Genomic DNA, 17,171 nt, shown 5'->3' on the forward strand with positions numbered 1-17,171 from the left:
GTGCTCTCCAGCGACGGCATGTCCATCGAGATGCGCGACACCGACGAGGACGTCTTCCGCGCGGCGGAGGAACTCGGTATCGATCTGTCCCGGCGCGAGCCGAGCAGCGTGGACGAGGTCTGAACGGTCCCGTGCTCCACTGCGGCGCGCCGGGCCGGAGAAGGGTCCGGCGCGCCGCGGTGGAGCAGGACCGCAGGGGCCCGCCGGGGGCTCAGCCCGCGGCCTGCCGCACGAGGGCGGCGATGCGCGCCTCGGTGTCGGGGGTCAGCTCCTTCAGCGCGAAGGCGCTCGGCCACATGGCGCCGTCCTCGAGGGGCGACCCGTCGTTGAAGTCGAGGGTGGCGAAGCGGGACTTGAACTTCGCCGCGGGCTTGAAGAAGCACACGACGCTGCCGTTCCTGGCATAGGCCGGCATGCCGTACCAGGTCTTCGGCGTCAGGTCCGGCGCGGCGGCCCTGATGATGGCGTGCACCGCCTCGGCCAGCACCCGGTCGTCCTCGGCCATCTCGGCGATCTTCTCCAGCACGTCGCGCTCGCCGTCGGCGGCCGACGCCTTCCCGCCGCGCCGGGCGGCCTTCTTCAGCTCGGTGGCGTGCGCCTTCATCGCCGCGCGCTCGTCCTCGGTGAAGCCCTCGAAACCCTTGTCGGACGCGGCGGTGTTCTTCGCGGTGCTCATGGTGAAATCTCCTTCTCTGTGGGGTGAATGCTAGTGCTGACCGTTTTATGGATGGTGTCGCTCAGCCCCACGCGCCGGCGATCTGCCGGGTGCTGGCGTTGAGCCGGTTGAACAGGTTCGTCACGCCGATCATCAGCACGATCGCGGCGAGCTGCTTCTCGTCGAAGTAGGTGGCGGCCCGGTCCCAGACCTCGTCGTTGACCGCGTCGGGCCGGTCGGCCAGCCGCGTGGCGGCCTCGGCCAGCTCCAGCGCCGCCCGCTCCTCCTCGGTGAAGTACGGGGCCTCCCGCCAGGCGGCCACCGTGGCCAGCCGGTCCTCGCTCACCCCGGCCTTGCGGCCGCCCTTGACGCCCGCGTCCACGCAGGCGCTGCACCCGTTGATCTGGCTGATCCGCAGGTGCACCAGCTCCAGCGTCGCGGCGTCCACCCCGCCGGCGTGCACCGCCTTGAACAGCTCCTGGATCGACTGCATCGCGCCGGGCAGAACGGAGGCCGGGTTCTTCATTCGGGACTGCATGGTGGTTCTCCCTTTTTCCTGGTCGGCGCCCCGTCCCCCGGGGCGTGACTCCATCTCAGCGCGTCGGGCCCGCCGCCACGATGCCCGTGGGACACCGTGGGACAGCCGGAACGCCGTTGGCCTGCGGCGATTCGTCCCGGTAAGTTTCTTCCGCGACGGGACAGAGAGGCAGGAACGCGTGACTCGACACCAGACGGCGGACCCCCAGGACGAGCTCGCCACCCGGCTGCGCCTGCTCCAGGAGCTCTCCGGGCACGGCGTACGGGCGCTCGCCCGCGAGACGGGCCTCAGCTCGTCGTCGTTGTCGCGCTACCTCAGCGGCCAGTCGGTGCCGCCGTGGGCCGCGGTGATCGAGCTGTGCCGCCTGGTCAAGCGCGACCCGCGCCCCCTGCGCCCGCTCTGGGACCGGGCGGCCAACCCCCTTCCCGCGCCGCCCAAGGCGAGCCGCCAGGTCCAGCCGCCCTCCGCGCCCGCCGGCGCTCCCCGTCCGCCGCGCAACGACCTGCCGCGCGACGTGCCGGACTTCACCGGGCGCGCGGCCCATCTCGACGCCGTGCTGGCCGCGGTCGCGCAGAGCCGGGTGGTCGCCGTGGACGGCATGGCGGGCGTCGGCAAGACGTGCCTGGCCGTGCACGCCGCGCACCGGCTCGCCGCCGACTACCCCGACGCCCAGCTCTACCTGGACCTGCACGGGTTCACCGACGGCCGGGAACCGCTCGACCCCGACCCCGCGCTGCGCTCGCTGCTCGCCGCGCTCGACGTGCCCTCGGAGAAGATCCCGCAGGAGGGCGGCATCGAGCCGCTGGCCGCCTGCTGGCGGGCCGAGCTGGCCGGGCGGCGGGCCGTCGTGGTCCTCGACAACGCGGCGAGCGCCGACCAGGTCCGCATGCTGCTGCCCGGCGCGGGCGAGTCCGTCGCGCTGATCACCAGCCGCAACCGGCTGCTGGGCCTGGAGGAGGTGCCGCCCGTCTCGCTGGACGTGCTCACCCCGCAGGAGAGCGCCGAGCTGCTGGCCCGCGCCAGCGGCGACCCCAGCGGGCCCGACGGGCGGCTGGCCCAGGACCCGCAGGCGGCGGCCGAGGTGCTGCGGCTGTGCGGCCACCTGCCGCTGGCCCTGCGGCTGGCCGGGGCCCGGCTGCGCCACCGTCCCGGCTGGACCGTCGGCATCCTGGTCGAGCGCATGGCCGAGGGGCCGAGCGAGTTCGACACCGCCTTCGCCATGTCCGTACGGCAGCTCGACCGGGCCCAGCGCCGCCTGTTCCGGCTGCTGGGCCTGCTGTCCGGGTCCTCCTTCGACGACTACGTGGCCGCCGCCCTGGCCGGGGTGCCGCTGCGCGAGGCGCGGACGATGCTGGAGGACCTGCTCGACGCCCACCTCGTCCAGCAGCCCTCGCCCGGCCGGTACACGCTGCACGACCTCGTCCACCAGCACGCGCGCCGGGCCGCCGAGGAGCAGGACACGCCGGCCGAGCGGGAGCAGGCGCTGGGCCGGGTGCTCGACTACTACGTGCACGCGGCCGCCGCCGCCGACGCCGCGATGCCGTACGAGTCGGGCAGCCGCGCCGCGTCGGCGGGCACCCCGCCGGCGGCTCTGCCGGCCTTTCGCAGCAAGCACGCGGCGCTGGGCTGGTTCGGCGCGGAGTACACCAACCTCATGGGCGCCTTCGAGGTGGCGGTCGCCACCGGCGCCGACGCCCACGCGTGCGAGCTGCCCCGCTTCATGCGCGCGTTCTTCGCCCGGCGCTGCGGCACCACCCACCTCAACGTGCTCTTCGAACGGTCGCTGGCGGCGGCCGAACGCCTGGGCGACCCCTGGCAGCTCGCCGAGGCGCACAGCGACCTGGGCTTCGCCCGCTACAACGCGGGCCGCATGGCCGAGGCCGGGGCCGCGTACGAGGCGGCGGCCCCCCTGGTGTCCCAGGTCGGCGACGCCCGCTCCGCGGCGGACCTGATGATGCGCCGCGGCTACCTGAGCTGGGACGAGGGCCACGTCGAGGAGCCGCTCGACCTGTTCAGGCAGGCGGCCCGGCTGTACGCCGACGCCGGCTGCCCGACGGGCGCGGCCCACGCCGCCGCCGACGAGGCGTGGGCGATGCTGCAACTGGGACGCCGGGAGGAGGCCGCCCGGCTGGCCCGCGACGTGCTGGAGCAGACGCACGGCGAGCCCGGCTGGCCGGCCACGCTGACCGCCCGGATCACCCTCGGCATGGCGATCGTCCACGAGGAGCCCGGCGAGGCAGCGCAGCACCTGAGCCAGGCCCTGGAGCTGGCCCGCGAGGACGGCCACAAGCACAACGAGGCGTGGTGCCTCAACTGCCTGGGCGTCGCCCTGCGCCAGATGGGCCGCCACGAGGAGGCGCTGGAGAGCCACCGGCAGGCGTTCGCCCTCCTGGACGAGCTGTTCGAGGAGCACTGGAAGGTGCACTTCCTCTACGGCTACGCCGAGACCTGCCGCCTGGCCGGCCTGCCGGAGGAGGCGCTGCGCCTGCACCGCCAGGCCCTCGACCTGGCGCCCAAGGTGGGCGCGCGGCACAAGGAGGCCCTGGCCCACGAGGGCATCGCGGCCGTGCTCGACGAGAGCGACCCGGCCGCCGCGGCCGAGCACCGCGCGGCGAGCCAGGCCATCCGCCGCGAACTCAACCCGGACGCCTGACGCCCTCCTCGTCGGTGGCGGGCCGGGCGGCGGCCGCGCGGGCCAGCTCGGTGCGGTTGGCGACCTGGAGCTTGGCGTAGACGTGCGCCAGGTGGGTCTTGACCGTGCCCCGGCTGACGAACAGGCGGGCGGCGATCTCCGGGTTGGACAGCCCTTCGGCGGCCAGCCCGGCCACCGACCGCTCGGCCGGGGTCAGGCTCTCCCACCCGGACTCGGGCCGGCGGCGCGGCCCCCGCGCGCGGGTGGCGTGGGCGAGCGCCGTGTCCAGGTCCATCGCGCGTCCCCGCTCGACGGCCGCGCGCAGCTCGCGGCCCTGCTCGCCGTCTACGGGCGGGAGGGGGCGGGGCGCGGCCCCGAGGTCCGCGCGTGCCCGCTCGGCGGCTCCGGCCAGCACCCCGGCCGCCTTGACGGCCCCGCGGCGCAGGTCGAGCAGCGCCAGCGACTCCAGGCCGGCCACCTGGCCGAGCACAAGGGCGTGGTCGACGTGGATGCGCAGGGCCTCGTGGTGCAGCCGCAGCGCGCGTTCGGGGTCGCTGTCGTGGGACAGCAGCGCCAGCTCGTCCAGCACCCCGGCGCGCACCCGCGGCATGCGCCCGGTGACCGGCGAGCGCGACAGGGCCTCCAGCAGCCGCGCCGCCGCCGCGTGCGCGCCCGACCGGCGCAGCGCCGCCGCCAGGACGAGCTGGGTGTCGGGGGCCAGCCACGCCGCGTCCGGCTCCTGCTGCCAGCGGCCCTCCCGCCAGCACCACTCCACCGCCTCGTCCGGCCGGTCGTGCCCGAGGGCGAGCATGGCCTTGCAGCGCTCCCAGCCGGTGATGAACGGCAGCCGTCCGAGCCCGTCGATCAGCCGGTCCACGGGCTCCAGGGCGGCGGCGGCCTCCTCCAGCCGGCCCTGCAGGATGCGGATCTCGGCCAGGACGACCCGGGCCGAGCCGGTCCAGTGCAGGTCACGCAGCGGTTCCGCGGTCGCGACGGCCCGTCCGGCCAGCTCGGCGGCCCGCTCCGGCGCGCCCGACCGGGCGGCGGCCAGCGCCCACCAGCCCAGCGCGAAGGAGGCCACGCCGCGGTCGCCGCGCGCCACCAGCCGCTCCACGGCCCGCTCGAAGCACTCGATCGCCCGCCGGTAGTCGTCGCCGAGCACGTGCACCAGGCCGGCGATCGCCTCGGCGCTGTCGGCGACGAACCCGTCCCCGGCCCGGACGGCCTCGTCCCGCACCGCGCGGGCCTCGGCCAGCGCCTCGGGCAGGCCCGTCGCCAGCAGGCCGAGCGCGATCAGCGGCCCGGCCGGCCGGGCGGCCTCCGGGACGCCGGCCGCCTCGGCCAGGTCCCGCGCCGCCCGCGCCACCTCGAACGCCTCGATCCCCGGCTCGGCGGTGTTGAGCACGAGCGCCAGCGCCGCCAGGACGCGGGCCTGGAGCGGGCCGCGCTCGTCCGCGCCGAGCGCCGCGGCCCGGCGCAGCAGCGCGGCCCCCTCGGCGCCGCGCCCCTCCAGGTGCCACAGCCACGCGCAGTCCGCGGCCAGCCGCCGCCCCCGCGCCGGGTCCGGCCGTGACAGCCCCCACTCGATCGCCGCCCGCACGTTGGGATAGGCGGCGCCCAGCCGCGCCCGCCAGGCGTCCTTGTCGGTCTCCAGCAGCGGCGCCAGCTCCGCGGGCAACGCCGCGTGCACCTCCAGGTGCAGGTCGCGCGCGGCGGTCTCCTCCTCCGCCGCCGCCAGGCGGTCCAGCGCGTACGCCCGCACCACCCCGAGCATCCGGTACCGGGCCACCGGGCCGGTCGTGTCGGCCACGACCAGCGACTTGTCGATCAGCCCCCGCAGCGCCCTGAGCAGGCGCCCGGCGTCCGGCCCGCCGAGCTCGGCCAGGCGGGTGACGGCGTCGGCGGTGAAGCCCGGCTCGAACACCCCGGCGCGCCGGAACAGCACCCGCTCGTCGTCGTCCAGCAGGTCGTGGCTCCAGCTCATCGACGCCTGCAGGGTGCGCTGGCGGAAGGGGGTGGTCCGCGCGCCGCCGTCCAGGAGGGCGTAGGGGGCGCTCAGGGAGTCGGCGATCTGGGCCAGCGACAGCGCGCCCGCCCAGCCGGCCGCCAGCTCCAGCGCGAGGGGCAGCCGGTCGAGCCGGTCGCAGATCCGTCTGGCCTGCGATTCGGCCGCCCTGGCGGCGGCGGGGCCGGTCGCGTCCGGGGCGCCGGAGCGGGCGCGTTCGAGGAACAGCTCCAGCGCGTCGGCCAGCCTCATCGGCGGCACCGGCCACACCCGCTCGCCGGGCACGCCGAGCCTGGACCGGCTGGTGGCGACCACCGCCACCCGCGGGCACTCGGCCAGGACGGCCGCCACGACCCCGGCGGCGTCGTCCAGCACGTGCTCGCAGTTGTCGACCACGACGAGGAGTTCGCGCTCGCGCAGCGCGGCGGCCAGCACCGGCACCGGGTCCCGGTCGGCGGGCAGCGGGACGTCCAGCGCGGCAGCCATCCGGCGGCCGACCTGGCCGCCGTCCGTCTCCTGCTCCAGGCCGACCCAGAACACGCCGTCCGGCCACGCCCCGGACGCCGCCCGGCACAGGCGCATCGCCAGCCGGGTCTTGCCGCACCCGCCGGGCCCGGTCAGGGTCAGGAGCCGCCCGGCCGCCACCGCCTCGCCGGCCGCCGCCAGCTCCTCGGCCCGGCCCACGAACGACGACAACTCTGCCGGAACATGACGGACATCAGACATCGCCCGAAGTATGCCAGCAAATACGCCAGGGGTTCGGCGGCATCTCTGCCAGGTGGCCGATGTTCCCGGCCCGCCAGGACGGCAGGATCGTGCCCATCGGAACAAGCACCCCACCAGGAGAACCCGACATGACGCAGCACGACACCATCCAGGGCCGCAGGGTCGTCGGCAACATCTCGCTGTCCCTCGACGGCCGGGTCAGCGGCCCGGGCGGCGAGTACGACATGAGCTGGATCGTCCCGCACGCCCTCAGCGACGGAGCCCGCGACCACATGATCCGGGTGACCGGCGCCGCCACCACCGTCCTGCTCGGCCGCAGGAACTACGAGGGCTTCGGCTCCTTCTGGCCGGCCGTGGCCAAGGACGCGGACGCCGACCCCCGCGACCGGGCCTTCGCCCAATGGCTCGACGAGACCGAGAAGATCGTCTTCTCCTCGACCCTGACGGAGGCGACGTGGCAGAACTCCCGCCTGGCCGAGACCGGCCCCGCCGCGGAGGTCGAGCGGCTGCGGGGACAGGCCGGCGGGGACGTCGTCGTCCTGGCCAGCGGCAGCGTCATCAGGGCCCTGCTGGCGGCGGACGCGCTCGACCGGCTCAGCATCACGCTCTGCCCCGAGGTGGCCGGCGGCGGCGCCCGGCTGTTCGAGGACGGCCTGCCCGCCGCGCACTGGTCGCTGACCGACCTGACGACCACCGGATCGGGCGCGATCTGCCTGCTCTACGACCGCCTCCGCCAGGGCTGAGCCCGAACCGGCGGGTCAGGCGGGGATCGGGGCGGCGGTGGCTCGGCGGCGGGCGAAGGTGAGGGCGACGACCGTCCCGAGCAGCATGCCCGCGGCCGCGACGAGCACCGCCGTGCGCATCCCCGAGGCGAGCGCGGGCCCGGTGGCCTCGCCCACCCCGCCGGCCGCGACCAGCACCGCGAGCCCGAGCGCCGCGCCGACCTGGAGCGCGGTGGAGGCCATGCCGGAGGCGATCCCCTGCTCGCCCGCCGCCACGCCGGTGGCCGAGGCGATCCACATCCCGGTCCAGGTGAGGCCCTGGCTGACGCCCGACACGACGATGCCGGGCAGCACGGCCCAGTACGAGCCGTCGGCGCTGATCCCCATCGCCAGCAGCGCGGTGCCCGCCGCCCCGCCGACGGTTCCCAGGAGCAGCGTCACCCGCATCCCGATCCGCCCGGCCAGCCGCCCGCCGAGCTGGGTGCCCAGCGCGATCAGCAGGGACGGCACCAGGAACGCCAGCCCGGTCGCCACGGCGCCGTACCCGAGCACGGTCTGGAAGTAGACGGTCAGGAAGTACGGCAGCGCGTTGAACGTGGCGCCGAAGACCAGGATGACCGCGACGGCCGAGCTGAGGCTGCGGTTGCCGAGCAGCCGCAGCGGCATGAGCGGGTCGGCGCCCGCCTTCTCGACCGCGACGAAGGCGGCCAGCAGCACGGCGGCCAGCACGAACCCGCCGGTGATCAGCGGCGAGCTCCATCCGGACTCGGGGCCCTGGATGAGCGCGTAGGCGAGCAGGCTGACGCCGCCGGTGGCCAGCACCGCGCCCGGGACGTCGAACCGGCGGCCCCGCGCGCGGGCCCCGTCGGCGGGCAGCAGCAGCCAGGCTCCGGCGATCGCGACGACGGCGAGCGGCACGTTGACGTAGAAGACCGCCTCCCAGCCCCAGGCGCCGGTGAGCAGGCCGCCGAGCAGGGATCCGAGCGCCAGCCCGCCGGCTCCGGCGCCGCTCCACACCGCCAGCGCCCCGTTGCGCGCCGTCCCCTCGGCGAAACCGGTGTTGACCAGCGCCAACGTGGCCGGGAACAGCAGCGCGCCGCCCAGTCCCTGCGCGGCCCGCGCGGCGATCAGCGCCCCGGGGCTCTGCGCCAGGCCGCCCGCCAGGGAGGCGAGCGCGAACAGCGCCAGCGCGCCGACGAACATCCGGCGGGGGCCGAGCAGGTCGGCCGCCCGGCCGCCGAGCAGGAGGAATCCGCCGTACGCGACGGCGTAGGCGCTGGCCACCCATTGCAGGGTCTGCGGGGAGAAGTCGAGGTCGGCGCCGATCCTGGGGAGGGCGACGAAGACGATGTTGAAGTCGAGGGAGGTGATGAGCTGGGAAAGGGCCAGCAGGGCGAGGATCAGGCCGGGTCGGCGTCTCATGCGCACCTTCATACGATTGTCCGGGAAAAACGTACAGTTCGGGATACTCGTACAATGGGCGGGCGTCCGTCAAATCGCCGTCCGGACATCAAGAACGGGCCCTCGCGAGATCGCGGGGCCCGTGGTTCGTGTGCGGATTCGACCGGCGCGGGGGTTACTCCTGGTCCTGCGCCTTCTTCGCGGGAAGGGCGTGGGCGAGGGCCGCGCCGAGGCAGAGCGACAGCGCGAGCCCCAGCGGGATGTTGTGCAGGGCGACGCCGAGGCCCGTGCCGATCGCGATGCCGGCGGCCAGGCCGAGGGTCCAGCGGGGGGCGCTGCGCTGCGTGTCGTTCGTCATGGTCCGGGCCTGGCGGAGCCGGCGGATCCGGCGTAGACGCCGCAGTCACCGGTGGGCGATGACAGAAGTCGTCGCTCTCGCCGTACGTCTCTCATGGCCGGTCCAACCGGTCAGGATTCGAGAAGCGCCCGGACGGGCGGCCTCCGTAGCGTTGCCCTCATCGTCGCAAACGTCTGAAGCACCAAGGAGACACGGTATGAAAGCGCACGTCAGCTCCATCCTCCTCGCCGTCCGCGACATGGAGGCGGCCAAGCGGTTCTACACCGAGGGCCTGGGCTGGAAGATCCAGAACGACTACGGCATCTCGGTGTTCTTCGAGTCCGACGGCGCCTCGCCTGTCGGCTTCTACGGCCGCGAGGGCCTGGCCGGCCAGATCGGGCTGAGCCCGGAGGGCAGCGGGTTCAGCGGGGTCGTGCTCACCTACGTCGTCCGCAGCGAGGCGCGGGTGGACGAGATCATGGAGGAGGCCGAGAAGGCCGGCGCCACGATCCTCAAGCCCGCCGGCGCCCTGCCGTGGGGCGGCTACGGCGGCACCTTCGCCGACCCCGACGGCTACGTCTGGAGCCTGGGTTACAGCGACCAGGGCGAGGACCAGCCCTACGCCGAGTAGCCGCGGCGGGCGCCTCCGCGGGAGGCGGTGAGGTCCGGCGCCGGCGCACGGTCGTGCCGACGCCGGACCACCGCGGACGCAGCCTGGAGGTTTGTCGGCTTTGCGAAAAATATCTTGATGAAGTAACGTCGCCCCCGTGACTGCCGGGTCGGCCTTGGGCCACGCACCAGAGAGCAGCCCGGCCCTGGCGTGACCGCCCGGCGGGCGCGCGGCCCGCCGCTTCCTCTTCTCCTCCTCAGCACGTCAGAGCAGAGACCATCACCCATGGAGAAGAGTGGATTTCAACAAGCAGGTCATCGACGAGTTCCGCGCCAACAACGGCCAGGTCGGCGGCTTTTTCGAGGGAGCGCGACTGCTCCTGCTCACCACGACCGGCGCCCGTTCGGGCAGGCCGCACACCACCCCGCTCGGCTACCTGCCGGACGGCGGCGAGCGCATGCTGGTCATCGCCTCCGCCGGCGGGGCGCCGAGGAACCCCGCCTGGTACCACAACCTGCGCGCCGACCCCCGTGCCACCGTCGAGAGCGGCGTCTTCGTCTTCGACGTCGAGGCGGAGGTCCTGGAAGGGGCCGAACGGGACGCCGCCTTCGCCCGCGCCGTGGAGAGCGACCCCGGCTGGGCCGACTACCAGGCGAAGACGACCCGGATCATTCCCGTCGTCGCGCTGAAGGTCGTGCCGGGGCCGCCCCGGTCGACCGCGCCCTCCGGCGGGGCGTACCTCAAGCTGGTGCACGACGGCTTCCGCCGCGAGCTCGCGCTCATCCGCAAGGAACTGGCCGACACCGGACGTGCCGGCCTGGGCGTGCAGCTGCGCGTCAACTGCCTGACCATGTGCCAGGGGCTGCACCACCATCACACCGGCGAGGACACGATGTTGTTCCCGGCGCTGGCCGAGCGGCATCCCGCGCTCGCCCCGGTGATCGAGCGGCTGGCCGTGGAGCACGAGCGGGTGAGCGTGCTGGTTGCGGAGCTGAAGGAGGCCCTGTCGGGTGACGACCCGGTGCGGGTGCGCGCGGAGGTCGAGCGGCTGACCGACGAGCTCGAAGCGCATCTGGCGTACGAGGAGGAGCAGCTCGTGCCGATCCTCGACCTCCCCTGAGCCCGTTCAGGCCGAGGCGGACGCGGGTGCCGCCGGCGCGGCGGTGAGCCGCCGGGTCGAGACGGCGACGACGAGCCCGAGCGCGGCGTAGGCCGCGCCGAGCAGGCAGGCGGCCGGCCATCCCGCGAGGCTGTAGGCCCAGGCGGTGGTGATCGCGCCGAGCGCGGAGCCGAGGGAGTAGCAGGCCATGTACGCGCCGATGACCCCGCTACTGCGGTCGGGACGCGCGGTGGTGAGCAGGTGCTGGCTGCTGACGTGCACGGCCTGCACGGCGAAGTCGAGGACGACTACGCCCGCGATCAGCAGCCACAACGACCACCCCGCCTGCGCGGTCAGCAGCCACGAGGCGGCGAGCAGCGCCAGCGACCAGCCGGTGACCGAGGACGCCAGGCCCCGGTCGGCCCAGCGGCCGGCCCGGGCCGCGCCCAGCGCGCCGGTGAGCCCGGCGAGCCCGAACAGCCCGATCTCGGTGGTGCCGAGGTGCCACGGCGCGGCGCCGAGCGGCAGCGCCAGCCCGCTCCACAACGTGCCGAAGGAGGCGAACAGGAAGAACGCGATCAGCCCCCGGCTGAGCAGCAGCCGGTCGCCGGCCACCAGCCTGCCCAGCGACGACAGCGACCGGCCGTAGGAGACCCGCGGGCGCCGGACGTCGGCGTCGAGGACCAGGCGGGCGGCGAGCGCGAGCAGCACGCACGACGCGGCGATGACCAGGTAGACCGCCCGCCAGTCGGCCAGCTCGCCCAGCAGGCCCGCGACCATCCGGACCCCGAGGATCCCGGCCACCACGCCCGAGGTGACCGTGCCGATGTTGCGGCCGCGCTCGCCGGGCGGTGAGACGGCGGCGACATAGGCCACCGTGACCTGGACGACCACGGCGAACAGCCCGGCCAGGGCCAGGCCCGTCATCGCCAGGCCGCCCCCGGGCGCGACGGCGGCCACCCCGGCGCCCGCCGCCGTCAGCAGCAGGTGGGCCGTGATGAGCCGGCGCCGGTCGAACAGGTCGCCGAGCGGGACGAGCAGCACCAGCCCCGCCAGGTAGCCGATCTGGCCGGCGGCGACCAGCCAGCCCAGCGATCCGTCCGCCAGCCCGAGGTCCCGGCCGGCGGCCTGGAGGACGGGCTGGATGCCGTAGACGGGCGACACGGCCACCGCGCACACCAGTGCGAGCACGATCCGTTGCCTGCCGGTCAGTCCTGGCGACATGTCACTCCCCCATCAGTTTCAATATGCAACCGATCGGAGGCTAGGGCATAATGGTTTCGAATTGCAACTGATCGGAGGGTCCGATGGACGTCACACTCGCCGCGGGAAGCGCCTGGACCGACCCGGCCTGCCCGGTCGCGCGCGCCGTCGACCTGGTCGGCGACCGGTGGAGCCTGCTGATCGTCCGCGACGCGATGGACGGCGCCACCACCTTCACCGACTTCCACCAGCGGCTGGGGATCGCCCGCAACATCCTCACCGACCGGCTCCGCAAGCTGGTCGAGCACGGCATCCTCGACAGGAGCGCCGACGGCGGCAGGCGGCACGCCTACCGGCTCACCGAGGCCGGGCAGGACCTGTTCACCGCCGTCGTCGCCCTGCGCCAGTGGGGTGAGCGCCACGCCTTCGCCCCGGACGAGCCGCACTCCGTCCTGGTCGACGGCCAGGGGCGCGAGCTGCCCACGCTGCACCCGCTCGGCCAGGACGGCACGCCGCTGTCCGCCGGGACCTCCCGCGTGCGCAAGACCGCCGCGTCCGGCTAGACCTGTTCTCGGCACATATGGATCTTTGTGGTCGATCGGTGCGTCAGGTTGGTCCTGGGCTCGTGGGGCGGCCTGCTCATCTTGCCGGAAGACTCCTTCTGAGCGCCCTCGCCACCATGAAGCCCGTCCCCGCCAACGGCCAGGACCCACCGGCCGTCCCCCGGCCGACACCCCTCCGACTCCAGCTCCTGGACCTACTCGACATCGACCCCGGCAACTCCGCTGACGACCATTGGCCTGCCGTCAGGACGTGATCACGGCGGGGTTTCCCTCGCTCCAGACGCTGATGATCCTGCGGTGGGTGAACCGCCAGCCGTCCGGGGTGCGGCGCAGCCGGTCGTCGTAGCGACCTCCGGCAAGGAACTTCTCGCCATCGGGCAGACCAAGGCGGACATGCTGGGCCTGGTAGTAGCAAGTGTGCTCCGCATCGTCACCGTGCACTGCGGCGACATGGTTGCCGTTCAGGTGATGGGTGGCGTCGAATCGCTCCATGCTGGTGCTGATCCTGGCAATGATCGCCTCAGGCCCGCGGAGCCGTTCGCCCGAACCGCTGTACTCCCAGCAGGCGTCGTCGGTGAACAGCGCGCCCAGGGTCTCCCAGTCCCTGGTGTCCAGGGCTGTCGCGTAGGCGATGACGGTGTCCACGATCGCGGTGCGGTCCGCGAGGTGCTGGATCATGGGGCCACCTTCCGGTTTGGTGCACGATTTGATACGGAGTACATGATTGGTGACTGTCGAGCCCGGTGGAAGAAGGCACTTTCATGTCCCAGAGTCACATCGATGTGTCAGCCCTGGCCCGCGAGGCGTGCCCGGTCTCGGAGGTCCTCGATCACGTCTCCGGGAAGTGGAGCATCGGCATCCTGGTGGCCGCCGCGCAGGGTCCGGTCCGGTTCACGGAGCTGGAACGCTCGATCAAGGGAATCAGCCGGCGCATGCTCACGCTCAAGCTGCGCAAGCTGGAGCGGGACGGCTTGCTCGTACGCACCGTCCATCCGGTCGTTCCGCCCAAGGTCGAGTACACGCTGACGGAGATGGCCCGGGAACTCCACAAGTCGCTGCTGGAGCTCACCGACTGGGCCAAGCGACACGGCGCCGCCGTCGCCGCGGCCCAGGCCGCCTACGATCACGAACGCAAGGGTTGACGGCAGCCACCGCCCAGAAGACTCCGTACCTGTGAAGGCCGGACGATCGTCCAGGTGCGGAAACGGGGCTAGAGGTCGAGGATCAGGGCGCGGTGGTCGGACACCTCTGGGGCGGCCGCCACCTCGAACTCCTTGACGGCGGCAGGGTCGGAGACGAGCAGGTAGCTCGCGTGCCGCACGGGCTTGCGATAGCGGGAGGTCCTGGTGTCGGCGTCGCGGACCAGGTCGCGCAGGCCCAGCCCGGCCAGGATCCGGAACGTCTCGCTGCCGGGCAGGAGGTTGAGGTCGCCGCACACCACGGTCAGGTCGCCCTCCTCGCGCGCGCCGGCGACGAGGGCGGCGAGCCGTCCGGCCTGGGCGCGGCGGGCCGGGGTGTCGGCCTTGCCGCCGGCGTCCCGCAGGCCGTGGAGGTTCACGACGGTGACGAACCGCCGTGCCGGGCGGTCGAAGACGCGCACGGCCAGGGCGGCGCGCGGCCGGTCGCCGGCCGGCCACCCGTCTTGGTGCTCGACGTAGCCGCCGTGCACGAACGCGGACCGCACGCCGACGACGGGCAGCGTCTCGGCGACGAACGTGGCGACCCCGAAGTCCTGCCGGTGCGAGCCGCCTTCCTGGTCCTGGACCGGGCCGGAGTCGCTGACGGCGAAAAGCGGCTGGTGGCGGGGGAGGCGCGAGCCGAGGTCGGCCAGCAGGTCGGCCCGCTGCGGCAGGGACCGCTCGGCGTCGTCGAACCTGGTCCAGCCGCGCAGGCCGGGCGTGCGCGTCACCTCCTGCAGGCACAGCACGTCGGCGCCGCACCCCTCCACCCAGGGCGCCAGCTCACCGAACATGGCCCCACCCCACGCGTTCACCGAAACCACTCGCACCCGCCCAAACTTAGACCAACCGCGCAGTCGCCTGTTCTGCGGTGAGCGCGCCACCTGTGAACCCGCCCCGGGCATTTGGCCGGGGCGGGGGTGTGGGCCTGCTGTCCCGCCGCCGCTGGGTCCAGCGTTCCGTCGGTCGCGACCGTCCGTGCGGGGGCGGTCGTTCCGGTTCAGGGGGCTTGGAGCGCTGCTTCGAGGAGGGCGTCGAGGAGCGGTATCCGGCGATCGGTGTCGTCGCGGGTGGCGATGAGCGCGACGCTCACGTCCAGGTCGGGGACGCGGGCCTGCAGGGCGCGCAGTCCGGTCCAGCCTCCGCCGTGGCGGTAGGCGACATGTCCGGCATGTGACCGTACGCCCATTCCCCACGCGTAGTCGATCGGCGTCCCGTCGTCGAGCCGTCCCGGGGTCTGCATGAGCGGTGAGACACCGAGCTCGTCCGCGTTCAGTGCCTGGCTCCAGCGCAGCAGGTCGCCGAGGGTCGTCCACGCGCCCCCGTCCCCGAGCGACAGAGGCGCGGGACGAAGGCGGACGAGCGGCGCGGCGCCCGCCGGCATGGGGCCCAGGGCCCGGCCAGAAGCGGGTGCCGGTCATCCCCAGGGGAGCGAAGAGCCGGCGGCGGGCGAGATCGGGCAAGGGCAGCCCGGACGCTCGTTCCAGCACCGCCGCCAGACAGACGTACCCGGCGTTGGAGTAGACGTGCGCGGTGCCCGGCGGGCGGTCCAGGGCCGGGAAGCGGGTGAGGGCCGCGAGGATGCCCGGCGTGGTGCGGTCGGCGGAGCCCTGGAGCGCGTCGATCTCGGCGTCCGCCGGAAGGGCCGCCGTGTGGTGGACGAGGTGCCGGATCCGGACCGCGCGGGCCCACCCCGGCAACCCGGGCAACCACCCCGACAGAGGCGACTCCACGTCCAGCACCCCATCCCTGACCAGCAGCGCCGCGCACGCCGCGGTCATCTGCTTGGACAGCGACGCGGCATAGAGGACGGTCGTGGCGCTCATCGGTGCACCGGAGGCGGTCATCCCGCGCGCCACGAGGACGGGCGGCGCGCCGCGCCGGTGGATCCCGGCCACGATCGGTTCGTCGTCGCGGTAGCCGGCTTCGGAGACGAGGGCCGCTGTTCGCCGGTGCAGTTCGGACATGGCCCGATCCTCCCAGTGCGGTCCAGGCGCACGTCTCCGGGAGTTTAGGAATGAACGTTCTTGACTGAACGTTCCTTTACTGTATACGATCGAGGCATGGGACGACCAAGAGGATTCGACGAGGCCACCGTGATACGGGCGGCGGCGGAGCTGTTCTCGACCCGGTCCTACGACGGCATCTCCATGGACGAGCTGGTGACCCACCTCGGCGTCCACCGCAACAGCCTGTACAAGACCTTCGGCAGCAAGCGCGGTCTCTACCAGGCCGCGCTGAGCTGGTCCCTGGAGCACGACGTCAACCCGCTGATCGACCGGATCGCCGCCGCCGGCGACCTGGCCGGGGCGTTGCGCGTGGCCGCCGCAGAACCGGCCGCCGAGGTCGGCCTCAACCTGCTGCTGCTGGCCGCGGTCGAACGCGCGCCGGTCGATCGCGAGGTCGCCGACCGGCTCGCCGCCGTGCTGGCCGCGTTCGACCGGGCCGCCAGGGCGGCGACCGGGAGCGAGGGCGAGGACGACCTGGCCTTCGCGCTCACCGCGGCCGTCCTCGGCCTGCGGATGCGGGCCAGGGCGGGGACCGCGAACACCGACATCGACCGGGCCGGCGCCGCGCTGGCAAGCCGGCTCACCCACCACCACCAAGGAGCATGACATGGCGAGGATCAGCATTGACGGACAGACGCTGGTCGTGGAGATCGAGGGCCTGGACAAACTGTGGGCGTTGAAGAGCCGGCTGGTCATCCCGCTGGCCAACGTCCGCGGCGCCACCGCCGACCCGGGGATCGTCGGCGACCCCAAGGGGGTGCGCGCGCCCGGCGCCCACCTGCCCGGCGTCATCACGGCCGGAACGTTCCACCTCAACGGCGAGAAGGTCTTCTGGGACGTGCACGACGCCGCCAAGGCCGTGGTCATCGAGCTGGCCGACGAACGCTACGCCCGGCTGGTGATCGAGGTCGCCGACCCGCGCGCCGCCGTGGCGCTCGTCGAGGAGGCCATCGCCGTCCGCTGACGGCCGCCCGCACCACAGACGGTGGGGGGCGAATACGGGACAGGCGCCGTAGTTCCCTCCCCTCTTCCCGGAGGACCCCACGTCGGTGGCCGGGTACCCGCTCCGCACCCGGCTGGGGGAGGGCGGCACGGGCCGGGTCCCCCTGTCCGTCTCGCCGGGCGGCCGCCTCCTGGCCCTGAAGGTCGTCAAGCCCGAGTACGCCGCCGCCCCGGAGTTCCGCCGCCGGTTCCGCCAGGAGGTGCAGGCGGCGCAGCGGGTGCAGGACGCCTTCACCGCCCCCGTGGTGGACGCCGACCCCGACGCGGCCGTCCCCTGGCTGGCCACGGCCTACATCTGCGGGCCCTCGCTGCACCAGGCCGTGGCCGAGCGCGGTCCGCCGCCGCCGGCCACCGTCCGGCGGCTGGTCGCGGGGGTCGCCGAGGCGCTGATCGGCATCCACGCTGCCGGGCTGGTCCACCAGGACCTCAAGCCCTCGAACGTGCTGACCTGGACGGCGACCGTCTAGGCCCAGGGCTGACCCGGAAGCGCT

The 17,171-nt window shown here is 74.0% G+C and carries 17 protein-coding genes and 1 pseudogene; 9 read left to right on the top strand and 9 right to left on the bottom strand.

Annotated features, from left to right (window positions below):
- Positions 1–211 precede the first annotated feature (211 nt).
- Both ACIBQ8_RS49995 and ACIBQ8_RS50000 read right to left on the bottom strand, forming a co-directional pair.
- On the bottom strand, positions 212–676 hold the full coding sequence (locus ACIBQ8_RS49995) for an iron chaperone (RefSeq protein ID WP_397180272.1): 465 nt from the start codon (positions 674–676) through the stop codon (positions 212–214).
- 61 nt (positions 677–737) lie between these two features.
- Positions 738–1,193: a carboxymuconolactone decarboxylase family protein gene (locus ACIBQ8_RS50000; protein ID WP_397180271.1), complete on the bottom strand. Its 456-nt coding sequence runs from the start codon at positions 1,191–1,193 to the stop codon at positions 738–740.
- Positions 1,194–1,371: 178 nt separating this feature from the next.
- On the opposite strand from ACIBQ8_RS50000, the gene ACIBQ8_RS50005 reads away from it, so the two are divergent.
- Positions 1,372–3,846: an ATP-binding protein gene (locus tag ACIBQ8_RS50005; protein ID WP_397195751.1), complete on the top strand. Its 2,475-nt coding sequence runs from the start codon at positions 1,372–1,374 to the stop codon at positions 3,844–3,846.
- Here ACIBQ8_RS50005 and ACIBQ8_RS50010 read toward each other — a convergent pair.
- Positions 3,830–6,556 (bottom strand): LuxR C-terminal-related transcriptional regulator, encoded by a 2,727-nt coding sequence (locus ACIBQ8_RS50010; protein ID WP_397195752.1) that lies wholly within the window; start codon positions 6,554–6,556, stop codon positions 3,830–3,832. The two genes, ACIBQ8_RS50005 and ACIBQ8_RS50010, sit on opposite strands and share 17 nt — an antisense overlap.
- A gap of 128 nt (positions 6,557–6,684) precedes the next feature.
- On the opposite strand from ACIBQ8_RS50010, the gene ACIBQ8_RS50015 reads away from it, so the two are divergent.
- Entirely contained in the window at positions 6,685–7,299 is a 615-nt protein-coding gene (locus tag ACIBQ8_RS50015) for a dihydrofolate reductase family protein (RefSeq protein WP_397180268.1), read from the top strand.
- A 15-nt stretch (positions 7,300–7,314) separates the two neighbouring features.
- Here ACIBQ8_RS50015 and ACIBQ8_RS50020 read toward each other — a convergent pair whose 3' ends face one another.
- Both ACIBQ8_RS50020 and ACIBQ8_RS50025 read right to left on the bottom strand, forming a co-directional pair.
- On the bottom strand, positions 7,315–8,700 hold the full coding sequence (locus ACIBQ8_RS50020; protein ID WP_397180267.1) for an MFS transporter: 1,386 nt from the start codon (positions 8,698–8,700) through the stop codon (positions 7,315–7,317).
- Positions 8,701–8,854: 154 nt separating this feature from the next.
- Positions 8,855–9,037, bottom strand: a complete 183-nt coding sequence (locus ACIBQ8_RS50025; RefSeq protein ID WP_397195753.1) for a hypothetical protein — start codon at positions 9,035–9,037, stop codon at positions 8,855–8,857.
- A 196-nt stretch (positions 9,038–9,233) separates the two neighbouring features.
- On the opposite strand from ACIBQ8_RS50025, the gene ACIBQ8_RS50030 reads away from it, so the two are divergent.
- Together ACIBQ8_RS50030 and ACIBQ8_RS50035 are read left to right on the top strand one after the other, a co-directional pair.
- Entirely contained in the window at positions 9,234–9,647 is a 414-nt protein-coding gene (locus tag ACIBQ8_RS50030) for a VOC family protein (RefSeq protein ID WP_397180265.1), read from the top strand.
- 274 nt (positions 9,648–9,921) lie between these two features.
- The gene (locus ACIBQ8_RS50035) at positions 9,922–10,746 is read left to right on the top strand and encodes a nitroreductase/quinone reductase family protein (protein WP_397195754.1); all 825 of its coding nucleotides are present in this window, start codon (positions 9,922–9,924) and stop codon (positions 10,744–10,746) included.
- A 6-nt stretch (positions 10,747–10,752) separates the two neighbouring features.
- On the opposite strand, the gene ACIBQ8_RS50040 is transcribed toward ACIBQ8_RS50035, so the two are convergent.
- Entirely contained in the window at positions 10,753–11,949 is a 1,197-nt protein-coding gene (locus tag ACIBQ8_RS50040; protein WP_397195755.1) for an MFS transporter, read from the bottom strand.
- 83 nt (positions 11,950–12,032) lie between these two features.
- Between ACIBQ8_RS50040 and ACIBQ8_RS50045 the strand changes: the two genes are divergently transcribed.
- On the top strand, positions 12,033–12,491 hold the full coding sequence (locus tag ACIBQ8_RS50045; RefSeq protein ID WP_397195756.1) for a winged helix-turn-helix transcriptional regulator: 459 nt from the start codon (positions 12,033–12,035) through the stop codon (positions 12,489–12,491).
- 243 nt (positions 12,492–12,734) lie between these two features.
- Here ACIBQ8_RS50045 and ACIBQ8_RS50050 read toward each other — a convergent pair whose 3' ends face one another.
- Positions 12,735–13,169 (bottom strand): nuclear transport factor 2 family protein, encoded by a 435-nt coding sequence (locus tag ACIBQ8_RS50050; RefSeq protein WP_397195757.1) that lies wholly within the window; start codon positions 13,167–13,169, stop codon positions 12,735–12,737.
- A gap of 83 nt (positions 13,170–13,252) precedes the next feature.
- Between ACIBQ8_RS50050 and ACIBQ8_RS50055 the strand changes: the two genes are divergently transcribed.
- On the top strand, positions 13,253–13,633 hold the full coding sequence (locus ACIBQ8_RS50055) for a winged helix-turn-helix transcriptional regulator (protein ID WP_397180260.1): 381 nt from the start codon (positions 13,253–13,255) through the stop codon (positions 13,631–13,633).
- Between the two features lie 68 nt (positions 13,634–13,701).
- Here ACIBQ8_RS50055 and ACIBQ8_RS50060 read toward each other — a convergent pair whose 3' ends face one another.
- Both ACIBQ8_RS50060 and ACIBQ8_RS50065 read right to left on the bottom strand, forming a co-directional pair.
- Entirely contained in the window at positions 13,702–14,574 is an 873-nt protein-coding gene (locus ACIBQ8_RS50060) for an endonuclease/exonuclease/phosphatase family protein (RefSeq protein ID WP_397195758.1), read from the bottom strand.
- A 95-nt stretch (positions 14,575–14,669) separates the two neighbouring features.
- Positions 14,670–15,636: pseudogene (locus tag ACIBQ8_RS50065) on the bottom strand (serine hydrolase domain-containing protein).
- Between the two features lie 96 nt (positions 15,637–15,732).
- Here ACIBQ8_RS50065 and ACIBQ8_RS50070 point away from each other — a divergent pair.
- From ACIBQ8_RS50070 to ACIBQ8_RS50080, 3 genes are all read left to right on the top strand, one after another.
- Positions 15,733–16,284: a TetR/AcrR family transcriptional regulator gene (locus ACIBQ8_RS50070; protein ID WP_397180257.1), complete on the top strand. Its 552-nt coding sequence runs from the start codon at positions 15,733–15,735 to the stop codon at positions 16,282–16,284.
- 1 nt (position 16,285) lies between these two features.
- On the top strand, positions 16,286–16,642 hold the full coding sequence (locus tag ACIBQ8_RS50075) for a hypothetical protein (protein ID WP_358300312.1): 357 nt from the start codon (positions 16,286–16,288) through the stop codon (positions 16,640–16,642).
- A gap of 85 nt (positions 16,643–16,727) precedes the next feature.
- The gene (locus ACIBQ8_RS50080) at positions 16,728–17,147 is read left to right on the top strand and encodes a hypothetical protein (RefSeq protein ID WP_397195759.1); all 420 of its coding nucleotides are present in this window, start codon (positions 16,728–16,730) and stop codon (positions 17,145–17,147) included.
- The last annotated feature ends 24 nt before the right edge of the window (positions 17,148–17,171 follow it).

The organism is Nonomuraea sp. NPDC049646, from assembly GCF_044465525.1.
Classification (GTDB): Bacteria; Actinomycetota; Actinomycetes; order Streptosporangiales; family Streptosporangiaceae; genus Nonomuraea.